Below are 19,357 nucleotides of genomic sequence, written 5' to 3'. Positions count from 1 at the left end.
TGACGCGATAGGTTTTTGCGGGTGTCCAGCTATTGGCGCAAATTGCGGTCGCGGCGTGGGCGCAGGGGCGATAAGGCGCGTTAGCGGCAAAGGCCTTTAGTTGGTCCAGGCCATCGGTTTGGGCAGGCGCGTTTCGCTGACGCCGTATTTTTCCAGGATGTCATCATAAAGACCATTGATGCGAATGGTTTGAAGCCCGTAATTGAGGGTTTCAAGCAGCGCGTAAGCATCATCGAGACGTCGCGAAATGCAGCCGTAATAGGGGGCGCGGCTCAGTTCGTGATATTGCAGCGAAATGGGAATGTCGTGTTTTTTTTGTGCCACAAGAACCGGGGCACGAAAGGAATAAATCATATCGATCTGGTTGGTATATAACATGCCCAGCAAATTTTGTTCGCTGGTCGCCGTAATGATGTTCAGACCCGAATTTTCGGCCGATTTTTCAAGGCTATAGCCTGAAACCACACCAATGCGTAAATTGCGCACATCCTCCAGCCGGGTTATGTATTGCGGCACGTGACCAACGATGGAAAACAGGCCGATACGCACCTGGCCAAGCTCTGCGGAATAAAGCAGGTCGCTTTCACGTTCGATCGAATATGAACAGGAGCACAGCCCGTCAAGCCGTCCTTCCGATGCCAGAAGGTAGGCCCGTTTCCAAGGGTAAAAAGGTGTTTTGACATCAATATTGCTAACGGCAAAGGCCGCGCGCAGAATTTCGACGTCATAGCCCGGCATGTCCTGGTGATCGGCAATTTTTGACGGTGGAAACGGGTTACAGGCCAGGGTTACGGTACGGCGCTGATTTTCGTGGGCATCGGCGACAAAACCGGTATGACACAACAGGATCGCCACCCAAAATCCGATAACGAGATTCCAGTTGCGCAACCGTGCCATCCCCGTTCTCCCTTTATGTTCGGTTTTTCTTGCGACAATATTCGAATCCCGGGGTCATTTTTTACGAATTTTTTTGTGGCAACTTTATACCATAAAAAAAGACCGACCCGAATGGGGTCGGCCCTCTTAGTGCTAAATAAACCAGATTTTATTCGGCAGCTTTGATTTCGGCGCTGTTGCGAATGGCGATTTCCTTCACCGCGTCATCGACATGTTCTTCAAACTTGGCAAAGTTCTTTTCAAAACGTGCCGTCAGGTTGGCAGCGGCTTTGTCATAGGCTGCCTTGTTGGCCCAGCTTTCACGCGGGTTAAGAACACTTGCCGGAACATCGCCACATTCGGTCGGATAGGACAGGCCAAAGAACGGATCGGTTGCGAACGGAACGTTTTTCAAATCGCCATTCAGTGCGGCATTGAGAAGCGCACGGGTATAGCCGATTTTCATGCGTGCCCCTTCACCAAAACCGCCACCGGACCAGCCGGTATTGACCAGCCAGCAGTCCGAACCGTGCTTTTCAATCAGCTCACCCAGCAGTTTGGCGTAAACCGAGGGATGACGCGGCATGAAAGGTGCGCCAAAGCAGGCGGAAAATGCTGCGGTTGGTTCCTTGACACCTTTTTCGGTACCGGCAACCTTGGCGGTATAACCCGACAGGAAGTGATACATTGCCTGGGCCGAACTGAGCTTGGCAATTGGCGGCAAAACGCCAAAGGCATCACAGGTCAGCATGACGATGTTTTTCGGATGCCCGCCCCGGCCACTTTTCGACGCATTGGGAATGAATTCGATCGGATAGCTTGAGCGGGTATTTTCGGTATGGCGCTGGTCATCAAGATCAAGCTCGCGGGTTTGCTTGTTCATGACAACATTTTCCAGAACCGTCCCGAAGGTCTGGGTGGTGGCGTAAATTTCCGGTTCTGCCTCTTTGGACAGTTTGATCACCTTGGCATAGCAGCCGCCTTCAAAATTGAAGACGCCATCCTCGCCCCAGCCATGTTCGTCATCGCCGATCAGGGTGCGCGACGCATCGGCCGAGAGGGTGGTTTTACCGGTGCCAGACAGGCCAAAGAATACAGCGGTATCGCCGTTCGGGCCAATATTGGCCGAGCAGTGCATGGGCAAAACGTTTTTGGCTGGCAGGATGTGGTTGAGGACAGAGAAGATCGATTTCTTCATTTCGCCCGCATACCAGGTGCCACCGATCAGCACCATTTTACGCTCAAAGCTGACCATGACGAAAACATCGGAGCGGGTGCCGTCCGTTTCCGGGTCGGACTGAAGGCCCGGCGCATGGAGAATGGTAAAGCCGGGGTCAAAATCGCGCAGGTCTTCTTTGGGCGGCTGAATGAACATGTTGCGCACAAACAGGTTGTGCCAGGCATTTTCATTGACAATGCGCACCGGCAGGCGGAATTGCGGGTCGGAACCGGCATAACAATCCTGCACGAACAATTCGGTTCCCTGAAAATAGGCGCGAATTTTCTGATACATGCGCTCAAATACTTCCGGGGAAACCGGGCGGTTCACATCGCCCCAGTCAATGTCGGCCTTAACCGATTCCTCTTCGACAATATAACGGTCCTGCGGGGAGCGACCGGTATGTTCGCCGGTCAGGGCGACAAAGGCACCCCCTTTGGCAATTTTGCCCTCCGAACGGCGGATGGCATGTTCATAAAGGCCGGCAGCGTCCAAATTCCAGTGAACGGCGCCAAGGTTTTTGAGGCCATGTTTTTCAAGGCCTACACGGCTGACAACGGGTCCTGATTGCAGCACGGATCTCTCCTAGTGGGAACGAAAGTCTGGGGTTTAAAAGAGCAAATATGAAAGTAACCCGTGGGGTGGGTCCCTGACATTGCGACATATTGTTACAATGGCATGGCAAAAGCAACCGCTGCTTTGGTCAAATAACCCGCATTTTTCCCGCTTTTGTCGAATATGAAAATGGCATGTTCACATATGCTGAAACTGCCGGAAAACCGCCGTTTTATGTCTGGATTTCGTTCTTTTTCTGGCCCATTTTCACCAGAATGTTTTGCGCATCTTCCACGCTGAAAATTGTATGAGGAAATTCGATTCGCAGTATTGTATCGTTACAAGCGAAATGCGCGCCGTCACAGTCGATTGTAACCGGTTTCCAGTTTGTTTCGCAGTCGCAATTTTCCGGGCCATGCAACGGCACGATTTGTCCGGTAAGTTCCGGCTGCTTTCCCTGCAGCATATCGATTAGTGTGTCATGGTTCGCAATCAGGCTGTCTGCGACGGGGCATCGCAATTGGTCGCCACGCAGGCGGCGCTGTTTGCCAAATCCGCCGACCCAATAGGCGGCTTCAATGTCGATCCGGTAAAAGGCAAAATCGGCGAAACCGGCATAAAGGGCGGCTGCGGGTTGAATGGCAAGGTAGCGTCGTTTGATCCTGTGATCTTCCATTTTGCGCGCCGTCCCAAAAACCGTCAGGCGCTGGGTATCTGTCACCGGTTTATCGCGGCCTGTTTCCGATGCTTCGTCCCGGGTGTCCCAAGATGAAAAGGGGCGAAATAACAGCGAAACACGCGGGTTATTTTGAATGTGTCGGGTATGATCGGCCAGTTCCGAAATCAGCATAACCGGCGTGCCGTCCATATCGATCACCGGTTGCACCATCGAGGTCACAGGCCAACCATTGGCAACCTGGCTGTGGTCATGGGCAAGGGTCGCCAGGGTTGCTTCGGGGGCTCTGCGCATCAGGCGACGCAAACTGGCGGCATCATTGGCGGGCGCAACGGGATCCTGTTCCATTTTACCTCTTGAAGTTGAAAGTTTTTGCAGTAACCTTGCCTATAAGGAGACGCTGCAGGTGTTTTACTCGGCCAGTGGTTGTTAAGCGTGTCGATCGTCCCAATGTAATATCAGATAAGCCTGAATTACGAAATGGACAGACAGTGTTGGCAGGGGATGATTGGGGCTGATTGATGACACAACGGGCTTTTCCAGGGGCAAACGGGGCATAAAGGGTAAAGGGGGTGGATGGCTTGAAAGGACCAAGTCTCGTTTATGCACTAAATCTGTTGATTGATAATCAATTGGTTAAGGGAAAAGCCGTGTTTCGGACATAGCAGGTTTGACGCCCTGATTCCAATTTGCAGATCGAACATACAAGGCAGGCTGATGGAGGCCGATTTTTATTCCCTGGGGAGGGACGTCCCGTTGGCAGGCATTTGAAGGCTTTAAGGGGATCGGGATAAAGTGGATAACAACGAAAATGATTTTATTGAAATTTTCGACGGCGCCGATGAGGGGGCTGAAAATGGTGCGGGTCAACACGATTTTATAGATGATTCCCTGCTGCCCTCGACGATTTCGTCCTGGAAAATTCTGGTGGTGGATGACGATCCTGATGTCCACGAGGCGACCGAATTTGCCTTGCGCAAAGTTGCCATTCTGGATCGCCCGCTTGAACTGATCCATGCCCATTCCGGTGCCGAGGCGGAACGGATTTTCAATTCCGTGTCGGGTATTGCGGTGATTCTTCTGGATGTCGTGATGGAAGAGGAACATGCCGGGCTGCATCTGGTGCGCAAATTGCGTGAACAGGGGCATATCAAAACCCGGATTATTTTGCGCACCGGTCATCCCGGTTATGCCCCCGAAAGCCGGATCATCCGGGATTATGACATTAATGATTACCGCACCAAGGACGAACTGACGCGCACAAGACTGATCACAACCCTGACCGCCTCTATCCGTGCTTATGATTACATCAATACTCTTGAACAAACGCGCAACGGGCTGGAACTGATCATTAAAAGCACGCGCGATCTTTATAGTCGCCGCAGCTTTGATCTGTTTGCGCAGGGGGTGCTTGTGCAGCTTGCCGCCCTGTTGCATCTGGAACCCGAAGGGGCCATTTGTGCCATCGGCCCGGCGCAGGAAGGCAGTGATACATTGATGCGCCTGCCGATCATTGCCGGGCTGGGACGGTTTCGTGATCAGGTGGGGCTGGATATTTCCAGTATCCCCGGTATTGATATCGCTTCGCTATGCACGTTGCCCTTTGACAGTCACGAACCCGTTTTGATTGGTAACAGCGTTGCCATGCGCTTTGCAGCCAATCGTGACCGGGAATTGCTGGTTTATTTTGAACATGCGGGCCGGGTCAATAATGATGCCATCTCGCTGTTAAGGCTGTTTTCGGGCAATCTGGCGCTATGTTTTGAAAATCTTGCCTTGCTCAAGCGTCTTGATGAACTGGCCTTTGTTGATCAGAAACTCGGTATTCCCAATCAGAATGCCTATTTTCGCAAGCTGTACGATATTATCGATATGGATGACCGGCATTGCCATGTCGCCCTGGTTTTGATTGACGAAGCCCCGCAATTTGCCGTGGCCTTTGGCACGGAATTTGTCGACCGGCTGATCATGGCGGTTCATGCGCGGATGAAAGACATGATTGGCGATGATGTTTTTGTCGCCCGTCTGGGGGAATTTCGCCTTGCCGTGATTGATGAAAATTGCAGCATTGACGAAACCAGCCTGTTGTCGGTTTTTGAAAAACCCATTTTAATTGATGGAAACAGCATTACTCTTTCCGCGACCATTGGCGTGGTGCGGGAGGGTGTTGAAAACCATGAATCCGTTGCCGTGGACCGTGCGGTGCGGACAACATTGCTGCGTGCGGCACAAAAAACACCCGGCAAAGCCATGCTGTATACCCCGGACCTGCAAGACAATATTGCCCGGTCGGTTCAATTGCGCAGCGGTCTGCACGATGCCCTGCGCAATGGCGAGATCACTTTTCATTTTCAGCCACAAATCGAACTGGCAAACGGCGGCCTCTCGGGTATGGAAATTCTGGCCCGCTGGACATTTGAAGGCGAACCGGTTTCACCGGCACATTTTATTCCCCTGGCGGAAAAAAGCGGCCTTATTTCGGAACTGACCTTTCAGGCGGTGGCGGCGGCGGGGCGCTTTGTACAACGTCGCCAACAGCTTGGTCTGTCCGAAGTGCGGGTTTCGCTTAATCTTTCGGTTTCCGATATCAATCAGAACGGGTTTGTCCCCCGGTTATTGTCCCGTGTGCGTGATGCGCAACTGGGGCCGGAAAACCTTCAATTTGAAATTACCGAAAGCTTTGCCATGCAAAGCGCGCGCGAGGGCATTACGGTTATTTCCACCCTGAAAGAAGCCGGTTTCCGCCTGTCGCTGGATGATTTTGGCACCGGTTTTTCCTCGCTGAGTTATCTGGATCGCCTGCCGATTGACGAGGTAAAAATTGACCGTTCCTTTGTCAGCCCCCTGCAGGTGGTGACAGCACGGCAAAGTATTGCGGCCTCCACCCAGACCATTGCCGATAATCTGGGGCTGGAAGTCCTGGCTGAAGGGGTGGAAACGGTCGAACAGCATCAGATTTTGCGCTTTATCGGCGTAAAATACGTGCAGGGCTTTTTATATGCTCGCCCGATGCCGGAAGATGATTTTCTATCCTGGGAAAAAGACTGGGATCTTTCCAGGGTATTCGCCTCATGACAACGGCCCGTCGTGCCATGATCAGACGGGCACAGGAAGGTTTGCGTTCTCGCGCCGGAACTTTGCACAATACCTTGTTATCTTTGCGTTTCTGGTGGGTTTTCGGGCTGATTTTTTTGTTCTGTTCGCTGCTTTTGGGGGCCGGCCTTCTGGGCTGGTATCAGGCAGAACAGAAATCCGTGCGTGAAGATCGTGAACTGGTGCTGGAACGTTTTACAAACCGTCGCGAGAATGTTCTTTACAACGCCTTTATCAGTTTCGAGCAACAATTGCTGATCGCTGCGGAAACCGAAGACATCCGGAATTATTTAACCGATGATCAGTCAGCAGCTCAGCACCTTTCGGTGATCGTCAAACAGCTTCCCGATATTTTCCAGGCCCGTATTCTTGGTACCAATGGCCGGGAGGTTGTGCGGGTGGACCACACAGCCGATGGCGTTGTGCGCATTCCCGACCAGGATTTGCAGGACAAGTCCGACCGTTATTATTACCAGCGGGCCACAAAAATTACGGCAGACGAGGTTTATATCTCGGCGCTGGATCTCAATGTTGAAAATGGCAAGGTCGAAGTGCCGTGGCGGCCAACGGTGCGTTTGATCTCGCAAATACTTGGCAAGTCGGGCCAGAAGGAAGGTTATCTGGTTTTTAATGTCGATGTGTCAAACATATTGGGTGAATTTGGTTATTTTGCGCCCCGCAATGTTCAAACGACTCTTTTGAATAATGATGGCTACTGGCTGGCCGGTAAACCAAGGTCGGAACTTTGGGGCTTTATGAAGGAAAACGGGAACACCCTGGCAAAAAGTGACCCTGTATTGTGGCAAAAACTGCAAGGTGAAAAAGGCAACGCCGTTTTTGAATATGACGGCACGCTTTATACGGTACGTCATTTGCCGCTGTCGGGCATTATCGCGGGCGGGGCGCTGATTGCACGCCAGATCGAGGATAATGGCCTGTTGATTTTAGGCTCGGTCAGTTTGGACAGTCGTCTGACAGCCTTTGAAAAACGCGATTTCATTTTTGTCGCGATCTGGGTGCTGTTAAGCGGTCTGTTATCCTGGGTCGGGGCGCATTATTTTGTCAAATGGCGGCAAACCCGCAATGTGCAAAAACGTATTGATGCGCAATTGCTGGAAGTTCAGCGGATGGCGTCACTGGGCCGGATTGTGGCTGGTGTCGCCCATGAATTGCGCACGCCGATTGGCAATGCGCTCACCACGGTTTCCGCCCTTTCCGAAGATGTGGACGAATTGGGAACGGCCTTCCGGTCATCGCAAATCAGGCGCAGCACGGTCGAGGAACATCTGGAACATCTTAAGGGCGGGTGCCGGATTGCGCAGTCCAATATCGAGCGCGCGGTTGCCCTGATTGGTCATTTCAAACGCACCGCCGTTGACCAGAGCACCCAAAGCCGCCGCAAGTTTGACCTGGCAAGTGTGTTAAACTCGCTGCTTGAAACCGTCCGGCCTGAATTTCGGAAATCCGGCATCATCGTACGCAAAAGCTGCCCGAGTGGCCTGATACTGGAGAGCTATCCCAGCGCGATTGACCAGGTCATTTTGAATCTTTTGCAAAATGCCAAAATTCATGCCTTTGCCGGGCGCAAGTCGGGGTTGGTTTCGGTCCGGGCCTTTCCCCTGACCCGCGATACGATTTGTATCGAGATTGTGGATGACGGGGTGGGAATTCCGGCGGAATATTCAGACCGTATCTTTGAACCTTTTTGGTCCACCAAATGGAACAAGGGTGGCAGTGGCCTTGGCCTGAGCGTGGTGGCAAATGTTGTGAACCGGGTTTTGATGGGCGAGATCACGGTCAATAGTGTTGAAGGCGAGGGAACGACGTTTCGCATTGTGATCCCGACCACAGCACCCCTGGCCTCTGTCGATACCGATCTGCATTACAATTCGGATTAAGTCTGATTATGTGATGTCGGTGTGCAGGGCGAATTTTCTCAGTTCTTTTCAAACTGTTTTTTGCGCGTGCGTGCCTGTTGTATAATGCGTTTTTTCTGGCCGTCGCTGGCTGTGCGCCACGCGCCGATTTCATCGATGTGACGAAAACACCCGGTGCAGACCTGTTTTTCTGAATCCAGTTCGCAGATGCCGATACAGGGCGATGAAACTGCCATTTTCCAACCTGAAATCCTATTATTCCGTTGCCAGTGATTTTTAACATCCTTGCCAGATATGAAAACCCCTTTTCGCGCAGGGGGATGCGCAAAAAGGGGTTAGGGGGATGCCGCAAAAATTATTGCGGTCTTTGGTTTCCGGCCCACAGGATGTCGGGCCTGGGGGATCGGGCCGGATGAAAACCGTGTTAAAGGCGATCAAACCAATCACTGACCTGACGATCGGCTTCTTCGCGTTCAATGCCATAGGCTTCCTGAATTTTACCGACAAGCTGGTCGCGGTTGCCATCAATGAAATCAATATCGTCTTCTGTCAGTTTGCCCCATTGTTCTTTGACATTGCCGCGCAACTGTTTCCATTTACCTTCGATTTGATCCCAATTCATTGTGGATCTCCTGTCATTTGGGAGTGTGCGTTTTTCGTCTCGGATAACGGGACTTTCACACCAAAGGGTGTTATTTCCACCTCGTTAACTGGTCATGTAACGATGTGGCATGCCATATGTTCCGACATCTTGGTGTTGCGGGCTGTTTTGTCATGTTTGCCGCCTTTGCTTGATCCGTCGGGGGCTTCGGGCTATAGCCGGGGGGCAATTTTTTATTTTGGAGTGTGTGAAAGCGCACAAGGCGTGCAGCACGGAGGAATATGATGCGCGGTTATTTTGGAATCGGGATTGAGGGGGCCAGCAAACCCTTGAATGTTGGCACGCTGTTTCGGTCCGCCCATGCCTTTGGTGCCAGCTTTGCCTTTACCGTCGATGCGGATTTTGAAACGGAGTCCCCGCACGGAACGGATACCTCCAAGGCATCCGAACAGATGCCCTATTACCATTTCCCCAACCTGGATAATATGATGTTGCCGACAGGCTGCACGCTGGTGGGGGTGGAACTGACACCTGACGCCATCGAACTGCCCAGTTTTAAACACCCGGCGCGCGCAGCCTATGTTTTTGGTCCGGAACGGGGCGATCTGTCGCCTGAAACCCAGGAACATTGTGAATTCATCCTGAAAATCCCGATGAAATTTTGCATCAATGTCGCCATTGCCGCCAATATCGTGATGTATGACCGCCTGATCACCCTGGGCCGTTTTGCCCCGCGCCCGGTGCGCGCTGGTGGCCCGACCGAAGAAAAGCCGGTGCCGTTTCACGGTCGTCAGCTTTTCCGCACCATCCGCGATAAAAAGAAAGGCAATCCCGATGCCTTCCGCCGCACCCCGCCGCCCGATTACAGCGTGGTGGACGGTACCCTTGGCGATGACGAGGACTGAGCCGAAAAAGGATAGCCGGGATAAAAAAAACGACCATGCAAAGTGCCGCATGGTCGCTGGAGGGAACCACCGGGGTCTCAGGGGGGACCGGTGGTGGGGGAGGCTGGCGTATGATGCCGCTTGGCAGGGTGCTAAACGGCACATGTCTGTGTTATGCGGCTTTGTCTGCTTTATCGGTTTCATCAATTTCTTTGTCGCCGGGGCGGCCCATTGGATGGCGCAACAGATTGGCAATCATGTGCATCCCGGCTTCGCCCTGAAGGGTCAAAAGACTTTCGGGGTGGAACTGCACTGCGCTGATGGGCAGGGATTTATGACGAATGCCCATAATCACGCCATCGCTGCTTTTGGCCGTCACGATCAGGTCGGAGGGCAGGGTTTCCGGGTTGGCAAACAGCGAATGATAGCGCCCGACAACGACATGTTCCGGTAGTCCGGCAAATAGCGGGTCGCCGGTTTGCAAATGCACCTTGGAGGGTTTGCCGTGCATCGGCGTATCCAACTGCCCCAGCGACCCGCCAAAAAATTCGACAATCCCCTGTAGGCCAAGGCACACGCCAAAGACCGGCAGGCCATGTGCCAGGGCGCGTTCAATATTGCCGCGCAGGCCATAATCATCCGGTCGGCCCGGACCGGGCGATAAAAACACCAGGTCGGGCTGGAAATCATCAAACACTTCATCAGGGAAGCCAGGTCGCATGGTCAGGGTTTCGGCCCCGGTTGCACGGATATAGCTGGCAAGATTTTGTACAAAGCTGTCTTCGTGATCAATCAGCAAAACCCGTTTGCCAATGCCCGACCGGGTGGGGTCATCGCTGACGTGATCAGTATCCGGGCGGGTGATGGCATCAATCATCGCCGATGCCTTTAGCACGGTTTCGGCTTCTTCGGCGGCGGATTCTGAATCATACAGCAACGTTGCCCCGGCGCGCACTTCGGCAATGCCCTGTTTCAAGCGCACGGTACGCAATGTCAGGCCGGTATTAAGGTCGCCATTGCACAAAACAGCGCCAATTGCCCCGCCATACCAGGCGCGCGGGCTGCGTTCGACATTTTCAATATGGGTCATGGCCGCCCGTTTGGGGGCACCGGTTACGGTGACGGCCCAGCAATGGGTCAAAAACGCATCCAGCGCATCAAATCCGTCGCGAAGCCTGCCTTCCACATGGTCCACGGTATGGATCAGCCGGGAATACATTTCAATCTGGCGGCGGCCAATAATACGGATCGAACCGGGGTTGCACACGCGTGCCTTGTCGTTGCGGTCCACATCGGTGCACATCGTCAGTTCGGATTCTTCCTTGGCCGAATTCAGCAGGGTCCGGATATTTTCCGCATCCTCGATCGCATCGCGGCCGCGCGCAATGGTGCCCGAAATCGGGCAGGTTTCAACGCGTTTGCCGGTAACGCGCACATACATTTCCGGCGATGCCCCAATTAAATGTTCGCCATGCCCCAGATTGATCAAAAAGCCATAAGGGGCCGGGTTGCGCCGTTTCAGACGGCGGAAAATTTCCGATGGGGGCGTGGTGCAGGCGGTACGAAACACCCGTGATGGCACCACTTCAAACAGCTCGCCGCGCGCAAAACGCGGTTTGGCATCATCGACAATGGCGGCATATTCGCCCTCGGCCATGTCGTTTCGGGCCGTATGGTTGGCCCCGCGTGAGGGCGGATGCGCGGCACCCTTGCGGTCCAGCCCCTGGGTGCTTTGGGTGGTTTCGCCGCGGGTGATGGTGAAATCGTAATCCAGGCGCACGGCACGGCGGGCCGCGTGATCCACGGTGATGATGCTGTCGGGCAGGTATAAATGCAGGTCTTTATGGTCGGCGGGCCGGTCCTGTTTCAGGGCGATCTGTTCAAATTGCAGGGCCAGGTCATAGCCAAAGCTGCCATACAGCCCCAGCCGTTCGTCGCCCGCATGGGCAAACAGGTCGCGCAAAATCCGCACCACCGAAAACAGGCTGGGCTGCTGGCTGCGTTCTTCCTCGGCAAACCATTTGGCAGGCTGGCCCACGGTGCCAAAAATACCCTCATCGCCCAGCGTGAAACCTTCGATATGCGGATGATTTTCCAAAATCGGGGCAATGGCAGGCAGCAATACCTGACCGCGTTCATTAAGGGCATGAATGGCAAAGCCCCGGTCCCGCCCGGTCAGTTCCAGCGGGGGTTGGGAAAACCCCATGTCCCACCGTGAATAACGCCCGGGAAATTCGTAAGACGATGACAGCAAAACACCCTTGGCGCTATCAAGACTGTCAATCAGTCCGGCGGTGGCGTTTTCATACATAATGTTGGTTTCACGGCGCGCAATGCGAATGCCGCCATCGGTGACATAGTGATAATCGCGCGGAGCTTCATCATCCTGACGTGAAGGCTGCGAGAGGCGGGCTGGCTGGGTCGGGGTGGTCACGGGTTGTCTCCTGTTGTGGGGCACTGCCACAGACGGAGATCGTTTTTCAGAAAGACATGGAAGATGACTGAAAACAAAAAACCGCCTGCAAAATCAGGCGGCCGGTAAAATGATCAAGACATGGGTTGGCCGCCCGCTTTAAGCGCGCCACCACCAACGATTTGCAATGCGGTTTTGGGTCATGTCCTGTGTTTTCATGGGCAAACTATGCGCGGGCTTTTTTATAACGTCAAGGCTTTTGAACCCGTTATTGCAAAAAGCCGTTTAACGGTTGCGTGAACGGTCCGAAACCTCGATGCGCAGCGGTTTGCGGCAATGCGGGCAAAACAGCGTATCATCGACGATATGCCCGCGATGCACTTCGCGCACATCATTAATAATCATTTCGGCCTGTTCATCGGTTAAACCCAGTTCTTCCTGGTGGTTTTGCAACCGTTCGCGCATGGCATCGGTCAGGTGCAGTCCGCCTTGCATATGCTGGGTGGCGGTCTGGCGATAGGTTTCCTCGCGGCGGCGCAATTCGCTGCTGAATGCCGATGCCAGAATACCGGCTGGCACGGCAACCATGCCAATGCCGCTCAGGGCGATGATGGCAGCCAGAACTTTGCCGCCAGCCGTAACGGGCACAACATCGCCATAGCCCACGGTGGATAGGGTAATGATTGACCAGTACAGGGTTTTGGGCAAATTGCCGAAGGTTTCGGGCTGCACCTGGTGTTCAAGCAGATAAATCGCCCCGGAACTTAAAATCAGAAAGCAGGCCAGGGCGGAACTGGCAGCCCCCAACATGCCCAGTTGCTGGCGCAGAACCGTTGTCAGCAGGTCCATTCCGTGGGAATAACGGGTAAATTTCAACAGGCGCAGCAACCGCATGATGCGGATAAAACGCAAATCAATGCTGGTCAGCAACAGCAGAAAAACCGGTAAAATCGAGATCAGATCAACCAGGGCCATCGGGCTTGCGATATAGCGCAAGCGACCAAATCGCCCGCTAAAACGGTCATCCTCCGGTGCGCTCCAGATTCTGAGCAGATATTCGACGCTAAAGGCTGCGCTACAAATAATTTCAATGCCCCAGAACCAGTCGATATGGTTGCGGGCAAAGGGTTCGACAGTGTCCATCACCACCGATGCGACATTGATGACAATCAGCAGCGACAACGCCACATGTACCACCATCGTGACCGGTTCGTTGCGCACCCTGGCACGCAATATATCCGAACAGCGTTGGCGCAATGGCGCATTCATTCAGGAAAACTCCGGCTATGGCATTGATGTCGCATCAAAAATGCGCCCAGAACGTTAAGGTGGGAAGGGCGTACTTGAGAAAACAATAATTTATGGATGATGGCAATCATTGCGAGACGGGATCAACAAAAAACCGCCCCCGGACATTTATCTCGGTCAGGGGGCGGTTTTATCTGCTTTGGCCATCAATATCCTTTGGCGGCCCGAATAAAGGCATTGATCTTGCGTGCATCCTTTACGCCGCGCGTGCGCTCCACCCCGGATGAAACATCCACCCACGGGGCGTTGGAAATTTCAACGGCTTCGGCCACATTGTCGGGGGTCAGGCCACCGGCCAGCATCCAGTTGCTTTTCCAGTCACGCCCGGCCAGAAGCGTCCAGTCAAAGCTGACGGCATTGCCACCGGGCAGGGTGCTGTCTTTGGGCGGTTTGGCATCAAACAGCAGGAAGTCGGCCACGCCGTCATAGGTTTCAGCCGCGCGGTCCAGGTCTTCGGCGGTGCTAACGGAAATGGCCTTCATCACGCGCAGGCCCAAAACGTCCTGCACTTCCTTCACGCGGTCCGGTGTTTCGCTGCCATGAAGCTGGATCACATCCAGGTGGCCCGCTTTTACTGCATTGGCAATGGCTTCGTTGCCCGCATCGACAAACAGGCCAACTTTCAAAATGCTGTCGGGCACACGTTCGGTCAGGGTGGCAGCACCCTTAAGCGAAATGTGCCGGGGGCTGGGCGGGAAAAACACATAACCCAGGGCATCCGCCCCGGCACTCATGGCTGCAATAACCGCATCCTCAGTGTTGATTCCGCATATTTTGACCATACAGCTCATGGCAGATCCTGTTTGTGGTGATTTTAGATATCAGGGTGACGTTATTTTTCCTTAGCAGAAACATCCGCCCTTCAACAGGATATTTCTAAAAAGTGCCGCTTTCCACTGGCGGGCGGGCGGCGGCTGCGCTATTTTCCGGCCATGAGCAAGCATCAAGGCCCAGCCGCGGGCGAAACCGGCGAAAAAACAACCCACTTTGGTTTCCGCGATGTGCCGGAAAACCAAAAGGCATCCATGGTGCGCGAGGTGTTTGACACGGTCGCGTCCAAATATGATGTGATGAACGATCTTATGAGCGGTGGCATCCATCGCTTGTGGAAAGACAGTTTTATCAACGAACTGAAGCCGCGCCCCGACATGCACCTGATTGATGTGGCCGGTGGCACGGGTGATATTGCTTTTCGATTCCTGAAAAATGGCGGGGGTGCTGTTACGGTATGCGACATCAATTATGAAATGTTGCATGTCGGTCGGGACCGCGCGGCCAATCATGGCCTGCTTAAAAATATCGACTGGATGGTGGGCGATGCGCAGAAATTGCCGCTGCCCGACCAGTCGATGGATGCCTATACCATTGCCTTTGGCATTCGCAATGTGACCCGCATTCAGGAAGCCTTGAACGAAGCCTACCGGGTGCTTAAACCGGGCGGCCGATTCCTGTGCCTGGAATTTTCCAAGGTGATTGTGCCGGGTTTCGATAAAATCTACGATATGTATTCCTTTAAGCTGCTGCCTGAAATTGGCCGGTTTGTGGCGGGCAACCGCGAGGCTTACCAGTATCTGGCCGAAAGTATCCGCCAGTTTCCCGATCAGGAAACGTTTGCTGGCATGATCCGCGAAGCAGGCTTTGGCCGGGTGCGCTATCGCAATTTGTCCGGCGGGATCGCCGCCATTCATTCCGGTTGGCGAATCTGAGGTTCTGGTTAAATGATTCGCTTTGTTCGTAACAGTTTCCGCCTGATTGGCATGGCGCGGACTTTGGCGCGCCATGATGCCCTGTTTCCGCTTGATCTGGTGCCGGGGGGCAAATTTCTGGCGGTTCTGGCGCGTTTGACGGCACCCTTTTCGGGGGGCTCCAGCCTGCCGCCGGGCAAAAGACTGGCCCGCGCACTCGAAGAACTGGGCCCGGCCTTTATCAAGCTGGGGCAAACCCTTGCCACCCGTGCCGATCTGATTGGCGAGGACGTGGCAGCCGACCTTTCCTCGCTTCAGGACCGCTTGCCGCCTTTTTCCGCCGATATTGCCAAACGGCTGATTTCGCGCCAGCTTGAAGCGCCGTTTAACACTCTGTTTGCCGAATTTGACGAAACGCCGGTGGCCGCCGCCTCGATTGCACAGGTGCATTTTGCCACCACATCCGATGGTCGCGACGTTGCGGTCAAGGTATTGCGCCCCGATATTGAACGGCGTTTTGGCCGCGATCTGGACCTGTTTTACTGGTTTGCCGAAATTGTTGAATGGACACAGCCACGCCTGCGTCGCTTAAAGCCGATTGAAACCATCAAAACGCTGGAAGACAGCGTTAAGATGGAAATGGATTTCCGCTATGAGGCCGCCGCAGCATCCGAGTTTCGCGACAATTTCAAGGATGATCCGACCTATTACATTCCGGAAATTGATTGGGAGCGAACCGCCCAGCATGTTCTGACAATGGAACGGGTGCGTGGTGTGCGCATCGACAATGTCGAGGCGCTGGACAATATGGGCATTAACCGGACCGAATTGCTGGCAAAGGCGGCGGCTGCCTTTTTTCAGCAGGTTTTCCGCGATGGTTTTTTCCATGCCGATATGCACCCGGGCAACCTGTTTGTTGATGAAAGCGGGCGCGTCAGTGTTGTTGATTTTGGCATTATGGGCCGGGTGGACCGGCAAACGCGGCTTTATCTGGCCGAAATGCTGCTGGGCTTTTTAACCCGCGATTATCGCCGGGTGGCCGAAATCCATTTCGAGGCCGGTTATGTGCCGCGTCATCAATCGCTGGAAAATTTTCAACAGGTGTGCCGGTCAATTGGCGAGCCGATTTTGGGCAAGGAACTGGCCGATATTTCGGTCGGGCGTTTGCTGGGCCAGTTGTTTCAGGTGACGGAAACCTTTGGCATGGAAACCCAGCCCCAGCTTTTGATGCTGCAAAAAACCATGATCGTGGCCGAGGGGTTGTCGCGTATTCTTAATCCCAACGAAAATATGTGGAACCTGTCACGTCCGTTAATCGAGGAATGGATGCGCGACAATCTGGGCCCCGAAGCCAAAATGGCCGAAGCCGCCCGCCAGGCGGGTACCATGTTGCGCCGTCTTCCCCGTGTGATCGAGGCGGCAGAACGTGCATCAGGCGTTCTGACCGAACAGGGCCTTAAACTGCATCCCGAAACGGTTGCGTCGATGGCGCGTCGCGGTAAAGGTGTCGGTGCGACGCTGAATGGCCTGCTGTTATGGGCGGCGATCATAGGTCTTACCGTGGCGCTTGTTTTGAAATAGGATGGGGCGCGGGCTGTCTTATGCGGCCCGGCCTGTTCCCTGTTTGACATGTCTGGACCTGATTCATGGAAGACCAGTCTTTGATTGAAATCACCTGCGATCGCCACCGGGTTGACCTCGATTATTGCTACGGGTTTATCAAAGATTCCTACTGGGCGATGAACCGTTCGCGCGGCGAATTTGAGACTTCGGTGGAAAAATCTGTTTGCGCCAGTGCCTTTTGTGATGGCCGCCAGGTCGGTTTCGCGCGCGTTGTCAGCGATAATATTTCGGTGGCCTATATTGCCGATGTTTTTGTTGATGAAGCTTATCGCCGTCGCGGCATTGCGGTGAAACTGGTTTCCGCCCTGCATGACCACCCCGGTATGCGCCGCGTGCGCCGCTGGTTGCTGGCAACCCGCGATATGCACCCGGTTTATCGCAAGCTGGGTTATGTCGCGCTGGATGATAAAGTCATGATGCGTCTTGATGAAAATGCGGCGACCCGGCCGCCGCTGCGATAACGTATTTGGACTTGCCCGTCCGATAAGGCAAAGGCACCCGCCATTTGCGCGGATGCCTTTGGTGTCGTTGCCTTGTTTTCTTGCGAAATCCTGGTCAGCTTTCGCGCACATCACGCAGGAAATTGCTGACCTCGCTGCGCAATGTACCCGATTGCGACCCCAGTTTTTCCGACGCATCCAGAACCTGCCGGGCGGCCTGGCCGGTCTGGCTGGCGGCATCCTGCATGTCCTGGATATGGGCGGTGACTTCCTGGGTGCTGGTCACGGCCTGCTGAACCGAATTGGAAATTTCACTGGTGGCACTGCCCTGTTGTTGCACGGCAGCGGCGACCTCGGCTGAAATTTCATTCAGGTCATGGATGATGCGGGTGATGCCGTCAATGGCGCTGACGGTATCCTGTGTGGACCCCTGAATGCCTGAAATCTGGGCTGAAATATCCTCGGTTGCCCTTGCTGTCTGGTTGGCAAGGTTTTTCACCTCGTTGGCAACCACGGCAAAACCTTTGCCGGCATCGCCCGCACGGGCGGCCTCGATGGTGGCATTGAGGGCCAGAAGGTTGGTTTGTTCGGCAATGGCCTGAATGATCTGAACCACTTCGCCCACCTTTTGCGCCGAAACATCCAGCCCCTGCACCATTTCGTTGGCGCGGCTGGCTTCGGTCGCCGCGCGTTCGGTAATGGTCGATGTGTCATTGACCCGCGCGCTGATTTCCTGGATCGATCGCGCCAGTTCCTCGGCCGCACTGGCGACGGTTTCGACACTGCGATTGGCCTGGTCTACTGCCGAAACAACGGCTTGCGAGCCCGCCTCGTTCTGGTGAACGGCGGCGACCATGCTTTGGGCAACCTGTTGCATTTCATGGGATGCCCCTGAAACCCCGTCCACAACCCCCAGAACGGTATGTTCAAACCGGCCCGCCAGATTGTGCATTGTTTCCTGGCGCTGTTGCTCGGCACGCTGGCGTTCGTTTTCACGTTCGCGGTCCAACTGGCTGACGCGAATGGCATTTTTTTTGAAAACTTCAACCGATCCCGCCATTTCGCCAATTTCATCGCGGCGTTGCAGGCCCGGAATGTCAATTTGCAGGTTGCCATGTGCCAGTTCGGTCATGACGGCATTGATTTTGCGCAAGGGGACCAATATCTGACCGCGCAGAACAAACCAAGTCGCCCCCAGCAAAACGATCAGAATGATCGCCGCCAGGGCAAGCTGCATCATGACGGCTTTCGTTACCGAGGCCCGGACATTTTCCAGGCTCCAGGCGGTTAGAAGCATACCGCGATAAACATCTTCGTCTTTGCGTTTGGAATATTTGGTAATCGGGGCCGCAACGATAACCGCGCCATCCGTGACAAAGCTGACAACGTCCTTGTTTTCCAGTTTGGGCAGATACGGTTCGATCAGAGCTTTCAGGTCATAAGTCTGCATGTTTTCGGCCTGAAACTGGGCAATATTGGTGCCATCGGGCATGTTGGCCTGCAAACTGGCCAATTCGCTGTCAGCACTGTCAGTCAGCTTGCGAAATTCCTTTTCAATCGAATTGGCATCCATCGCAATGAAGCCCGCCTGAACGGCAGTGGACAGCATTTCGGTTTTTTTGACAGATTCACGATACATCAAATCGATCATGGCATCGCGCTGCGATACTGCCTGGATGCTCATCATTGCGGCAAATCCAACTACCAGCAATGCGACAAGCACCACAATCACTTTGCGTCCGACAGATGCGCCGGACTTTCCCTTTGTGGCCATAGATGTCTCCCGGTCCATTAAGCCTTGCCTGTTTTTGTTTCCTCCCGGCCGGTATCAGATCATGCCGGTTGTTTTTTTCCGGTTCGGATCCGTCTTCCGGGGGTGTTTTTTTGTAATCCCTGTTATCGGGGTTTTTGTCTGTGCCGGTTGTGAAACCGGCGCGCGAATATCCCAATCACGGTTTTCGGATCGCGTGAAAGTTACAAATTCGCTTACCCTTGTGAGTAAGGCTATCCGAAGGTTCCGAATAACTGAACTGTTTAAAACGAACTTTCCGAAAATAGTTTTAAAGGCGAACTTCATGAGATTTTGCCCTGAAATTCGGTCCTCGGA

15 protein-coding genes are annotated in these 19,357 nt (G+C 53.9%); 6 read left to right on the top strand and 9 right to left on the bottom strand.

What is annotated here, in order from left to right; genetic code table 11:
* Nucleotides 1–96 precede the first annotated feature (96 nt).
* The 3 genes from TH25_RS22560 to TH25_RS22550 form a co-directional block, all read right to left on the bottom strand.
* Nucleotides 97–897, bottom strand: a complete 801-nt coding sequence (locus TH25_RS22560; RefSeq protein ID WP_114090513.1) for a substrate-binding periplasmic protein — start codon at nt 895–897, stop codon at nt 97–99.
* A gap of 148 nt (nt 898–1,045) precedes the next feature.
* A complete protein-coding gene (locus TH25_RS22555; protein WP_114090512.1) occupies nt 1,046–2,671 on the bottom strand; it encodes a phosphoenolpyruvate carboxykinase in 1,626 nt (541 codons plus the stop codon).
* 211 nt (nt 2,672–2,882) lie between these two features.
* Nucleotides 2,883–3,674, bottom strand: coding sequence for a HugZ family pyridoxamine 5'-phosphate oxidase (locus tag TH25_RS22550; RefSeq protein WP_114090511.1), 792 nt, complete (start codon nt 3,672–3,674; stop codon nt 2,883–2,885).
* Nucleotides 3,675–4,121: 447 nt separating this feature from the next.
* On the opposite strand from TH25_RS22550, the gene TH25_RS22545 reads away from it, so the two are divergent.
* Both TH25_RS22545 and TH25_RS22540 read left to right on the top strand, forming a co-directional pair.
* Entirely contained in the window at nt 4,122–6,401 is a 2,280-nt protein-coding gene (locus TH25_RS22545) for a putative bifunctional diguanylate cyclase/phosphodiesterase (protein WP_114090510.1), read from the top strand.
* A complete protein-coding gene (locus TH25_RS22540; RefSeq protein WP_114090509.1) occupies nt 6,398–8,317 on the top strand; it encodes a sensor histidine kinase in 1,920 nt (639 codons plus the stop codon). The genes TH25_RS22545 and TH25_RS22540 overlap by 4 nt, the downstream gene beginning before the upstream one ends.
* A 38-nt stretch (nt 8,318–8,355) precedes the next feature.
* Here TH25_RS22540 and TH25_RS22535 read toward each other — a convergent pair whose 3' ends face one another.
* A complete protein-coding gene (locus tag TH25_RS22535) occupies nt 8,356–8,532 on the bottom strand; it encodes a DUF1289 domain-containing protein (RefSeq protein ID WP_114090508.1) in 177 nt (58 codons plus the stop codon).
* A gap of 188 nt (nt 8,533–8,720) precedes the next feature.
* Nucleotides 8,721–8,918 carry a CsbD family protein gene (locus TH25_RS22530; protein WP_114090507.1) on the bottom strand — a complete coding sequence of 66 codons (198 nt, stop codon included), beginning with the start codon at nt 8,916–8,918 and terminating at the stop codon, nt 8,721–8,723.
* Between the two features lie 263 nt (nt 8,919–9,181).
* Here TH25_RS22530 and TH25_RS22525 point away from each other — a divergent pair, with 263 nt between their 5' ends.
* Entirely contained in the window at nt 9,182–9,802 is a 621-nt protein-coding gene (locus TH25_RS22525; protein ID WP_114090506.1) for an RNA methyltransferase, read from the top strand.
* Between the two features lie 151 nt (nt 9,803–9,953).
* Here TH25_RS22525 and TH25_RS22520 read toward each other — a convergent pair whose 3' ends face one another.
* From TH25_RS22520 to TH25_RS22510, 3 genes are all read right to left on the bottom strand, one after another.
* Entirely contained in the window at nt 9,954–12,215 is a 2,262-nt protein-coding gene (locus TH25_RS22520) for an anthranilate synthase component I (RefSeq protein WP_114090505.1), read from the bottom strand.
* Nucleotides 12,216–12,479: 264 nt separating this feature from the next.
* Complete coding sequence (locus TH25_RS22515; RefSeq protein ID WP_114090504.1) at nt 12,480–13,463, bottom strand: ion transporter; 984 nt, start codon at nt 13,461–13,463, stop codon at nt 12,480–12,482.
* A 185-nt stretch (nt 13,464–13,648) separates the two neighbouring features.
* On the bottom strand, nt 13,649–14,293 hold the full coding sequence (locus TH25_RS22510) for a phosphoribosylanthranilate isomerase (protein ID WP_114090503.1): 645 nt from the start codon (nt 14,291–14,293) through the stop codon (nt 13,649–13,651).
* A 141-nt stretch (nt 14,294–14,434) separates the two neighbouring features.
* On the opposite strand from TH25_RS22510, the gene ubiE reads away from it, so the two are divergent.
* From ubiE to TH25_RS22495, 3 genes are all read left to right on the top strand, one after another.
* On the top strand, nt 14,435–15,208 hold the full coding sequence (ubiE, locus tag TH25_RS22505) for a bifunctional demethylmenaquinone methyltransferase/2-methoxy-6-polyprenyl-1,4-benzoquinol methylase UbiE (RefSeq protein ID WP_114090502.1): 774 nt from the start codon (nt 14,435–14,437) through the stop codon (nt 15,206–15,208).
* Between the two features lie 12 nt (nt 15,209–15,220).
* On the top strand, nt 15,221–16,768 hold the full coding sequence (gene ubiB / locus TH25_RS22500) for a 2-polyprenylphenol 6-hydroxylase (protein WP_114090501.1): 1,548 nt from the start codon (nt 15,221–15,223) through the stop codon (nt 16,766–16,768).
* Between the two features lie 65 nt (nt 16,769–16,833).
* A complete protein-coding gene (locus TH25_RS22495) occupies nt 16,834–17,271 on the top strand; it encodes a GNAT family N-acetyltransferase (RefSeq protein WP_114090500.1) in 438 nt (145 codons plus the stop codon).
* 94 nt (nt 17,272–17,365) lie between these two features.
* Here TH25_RS22495 and TH25_RS22490 read toward each other — a convergent pair whose 3' ends face one another.
* Nucleotides 17,366–19,024, bottom strand: a complete 1,659-nt coding sequence (locus TH25_RS22490) for a methyl-accepting chemotaxis protein (protein ID WP_114090499.1) — start codon at nt 19,022–19,024, stop codon at nt 17,366–17,368.
* Nucleotides 19,025–19,357: the final 333 nt, after the last annotated feature.

Source organism: Thalassospira profundimaris, assembly GCF_003326755.1.
In the GTDB taxonomy this organism is placed as follows: domain Bacteria; phylum Pseudomonadota; class Alphaproteobacteria; order Rhodospirillales; family Thalassospiraceae; genus Thalassospira; species Thalassospira profundimaris_B.
This window is presented reverse-complemented; position numbering and strand designations above follow the sequence as displayed.

What these genes read in the sequence shown, in the direction of transcription:
- TH25_RS22495 (WP_114090500.1), top strand. Translation starts at nt 16,834, where the DNA reads ATGGAAGACCAGTCTTTGATTGAAATCACCTGCGATCGCCACCGGGTT.
- TH25_RS22560 (WP_114090513.1), bottom strand. Translation starts at nt 897, where the DNA reads ATGGCACGGTTGCGCAACTGGAATCTCGTTATCGGATTTTGGGTGGCG.
- TH25_RS22490 (WP_114090499.1), bottom strand. Translation starts at nt 19,024, where the DNA reads ATGGCCACAAAGGGAAAGTCCGGCGCATCTGTCGGACGCAAAGTGATT.
- TH25_RS22540 (WP_114090509.1), top strand. Translation starts at nt 6,398, where the DNA reads ATGACAACGGCCCGTCGTGCCATGATCAGACGGGCACAGGAAGGTTTG.
- ubiE (WP_114090502.1), top strand. Translation starts at nt 14,435, where the DNA reads ATGAGCAAGCATCAAGGCCCAGCCGCGGGCGAAACCGGCGAAAAAACA.
- TH25_RS22510 (WP_114090503.1), bottom strand. Translation starts at nt 14,293, where the DNA reads ATGAGCTGTATGGTCAAAATATGCGGAATCAACACTGAGGATGCGGTT.
- ubiB (WP_114090501.1), top strand. Translation starts at nt 15,221, where the DNA reads ATGATTCGCTTTGTTCGTAACAGTTTCCGCCTGATTGGCATGGCGCGG.
- TH25_RS22515 (WP_114090504.1), bottom strand. Translation starts at nt 13,463, where the DNA reads ATGAATGCGCCATTGCGCCAACGCTGTTCGGATATATTGCGTGCCAGG.
- TH25_RS22535 (WP_114090508.1), bottom strand. Translation starts at nt 8,532, where the DNA reads ATGGCAGTTTCATCGCCCTGTATCGGCATCTGCGAACTGGATTCAGAA.
- TH25_RS22550 (WP_114090511.1), bottom strand. Translation starts at nt 3,674, where the DNA reads ATGGAACAGGATCCCGTTGCGCCCGCCAATGATGCCGCCAGTTTGCGT.
- TH25_RS22525 (WP_114090506.1), top strand. Translation starts at nt 9,182, where the DNA reads ATGCGCGGTTATTTTGGAATCGGGATTGAGGGGGCCAGCAAACCCTTG.
- TH25_RS22530 (WP_114090507.1), bottom strand. Translation starts at nt 8,918, where the DNA reads ATGAATTGGGATCAAATCGAAGGTAAATGGAAACAGTTGCGCGGCAAT.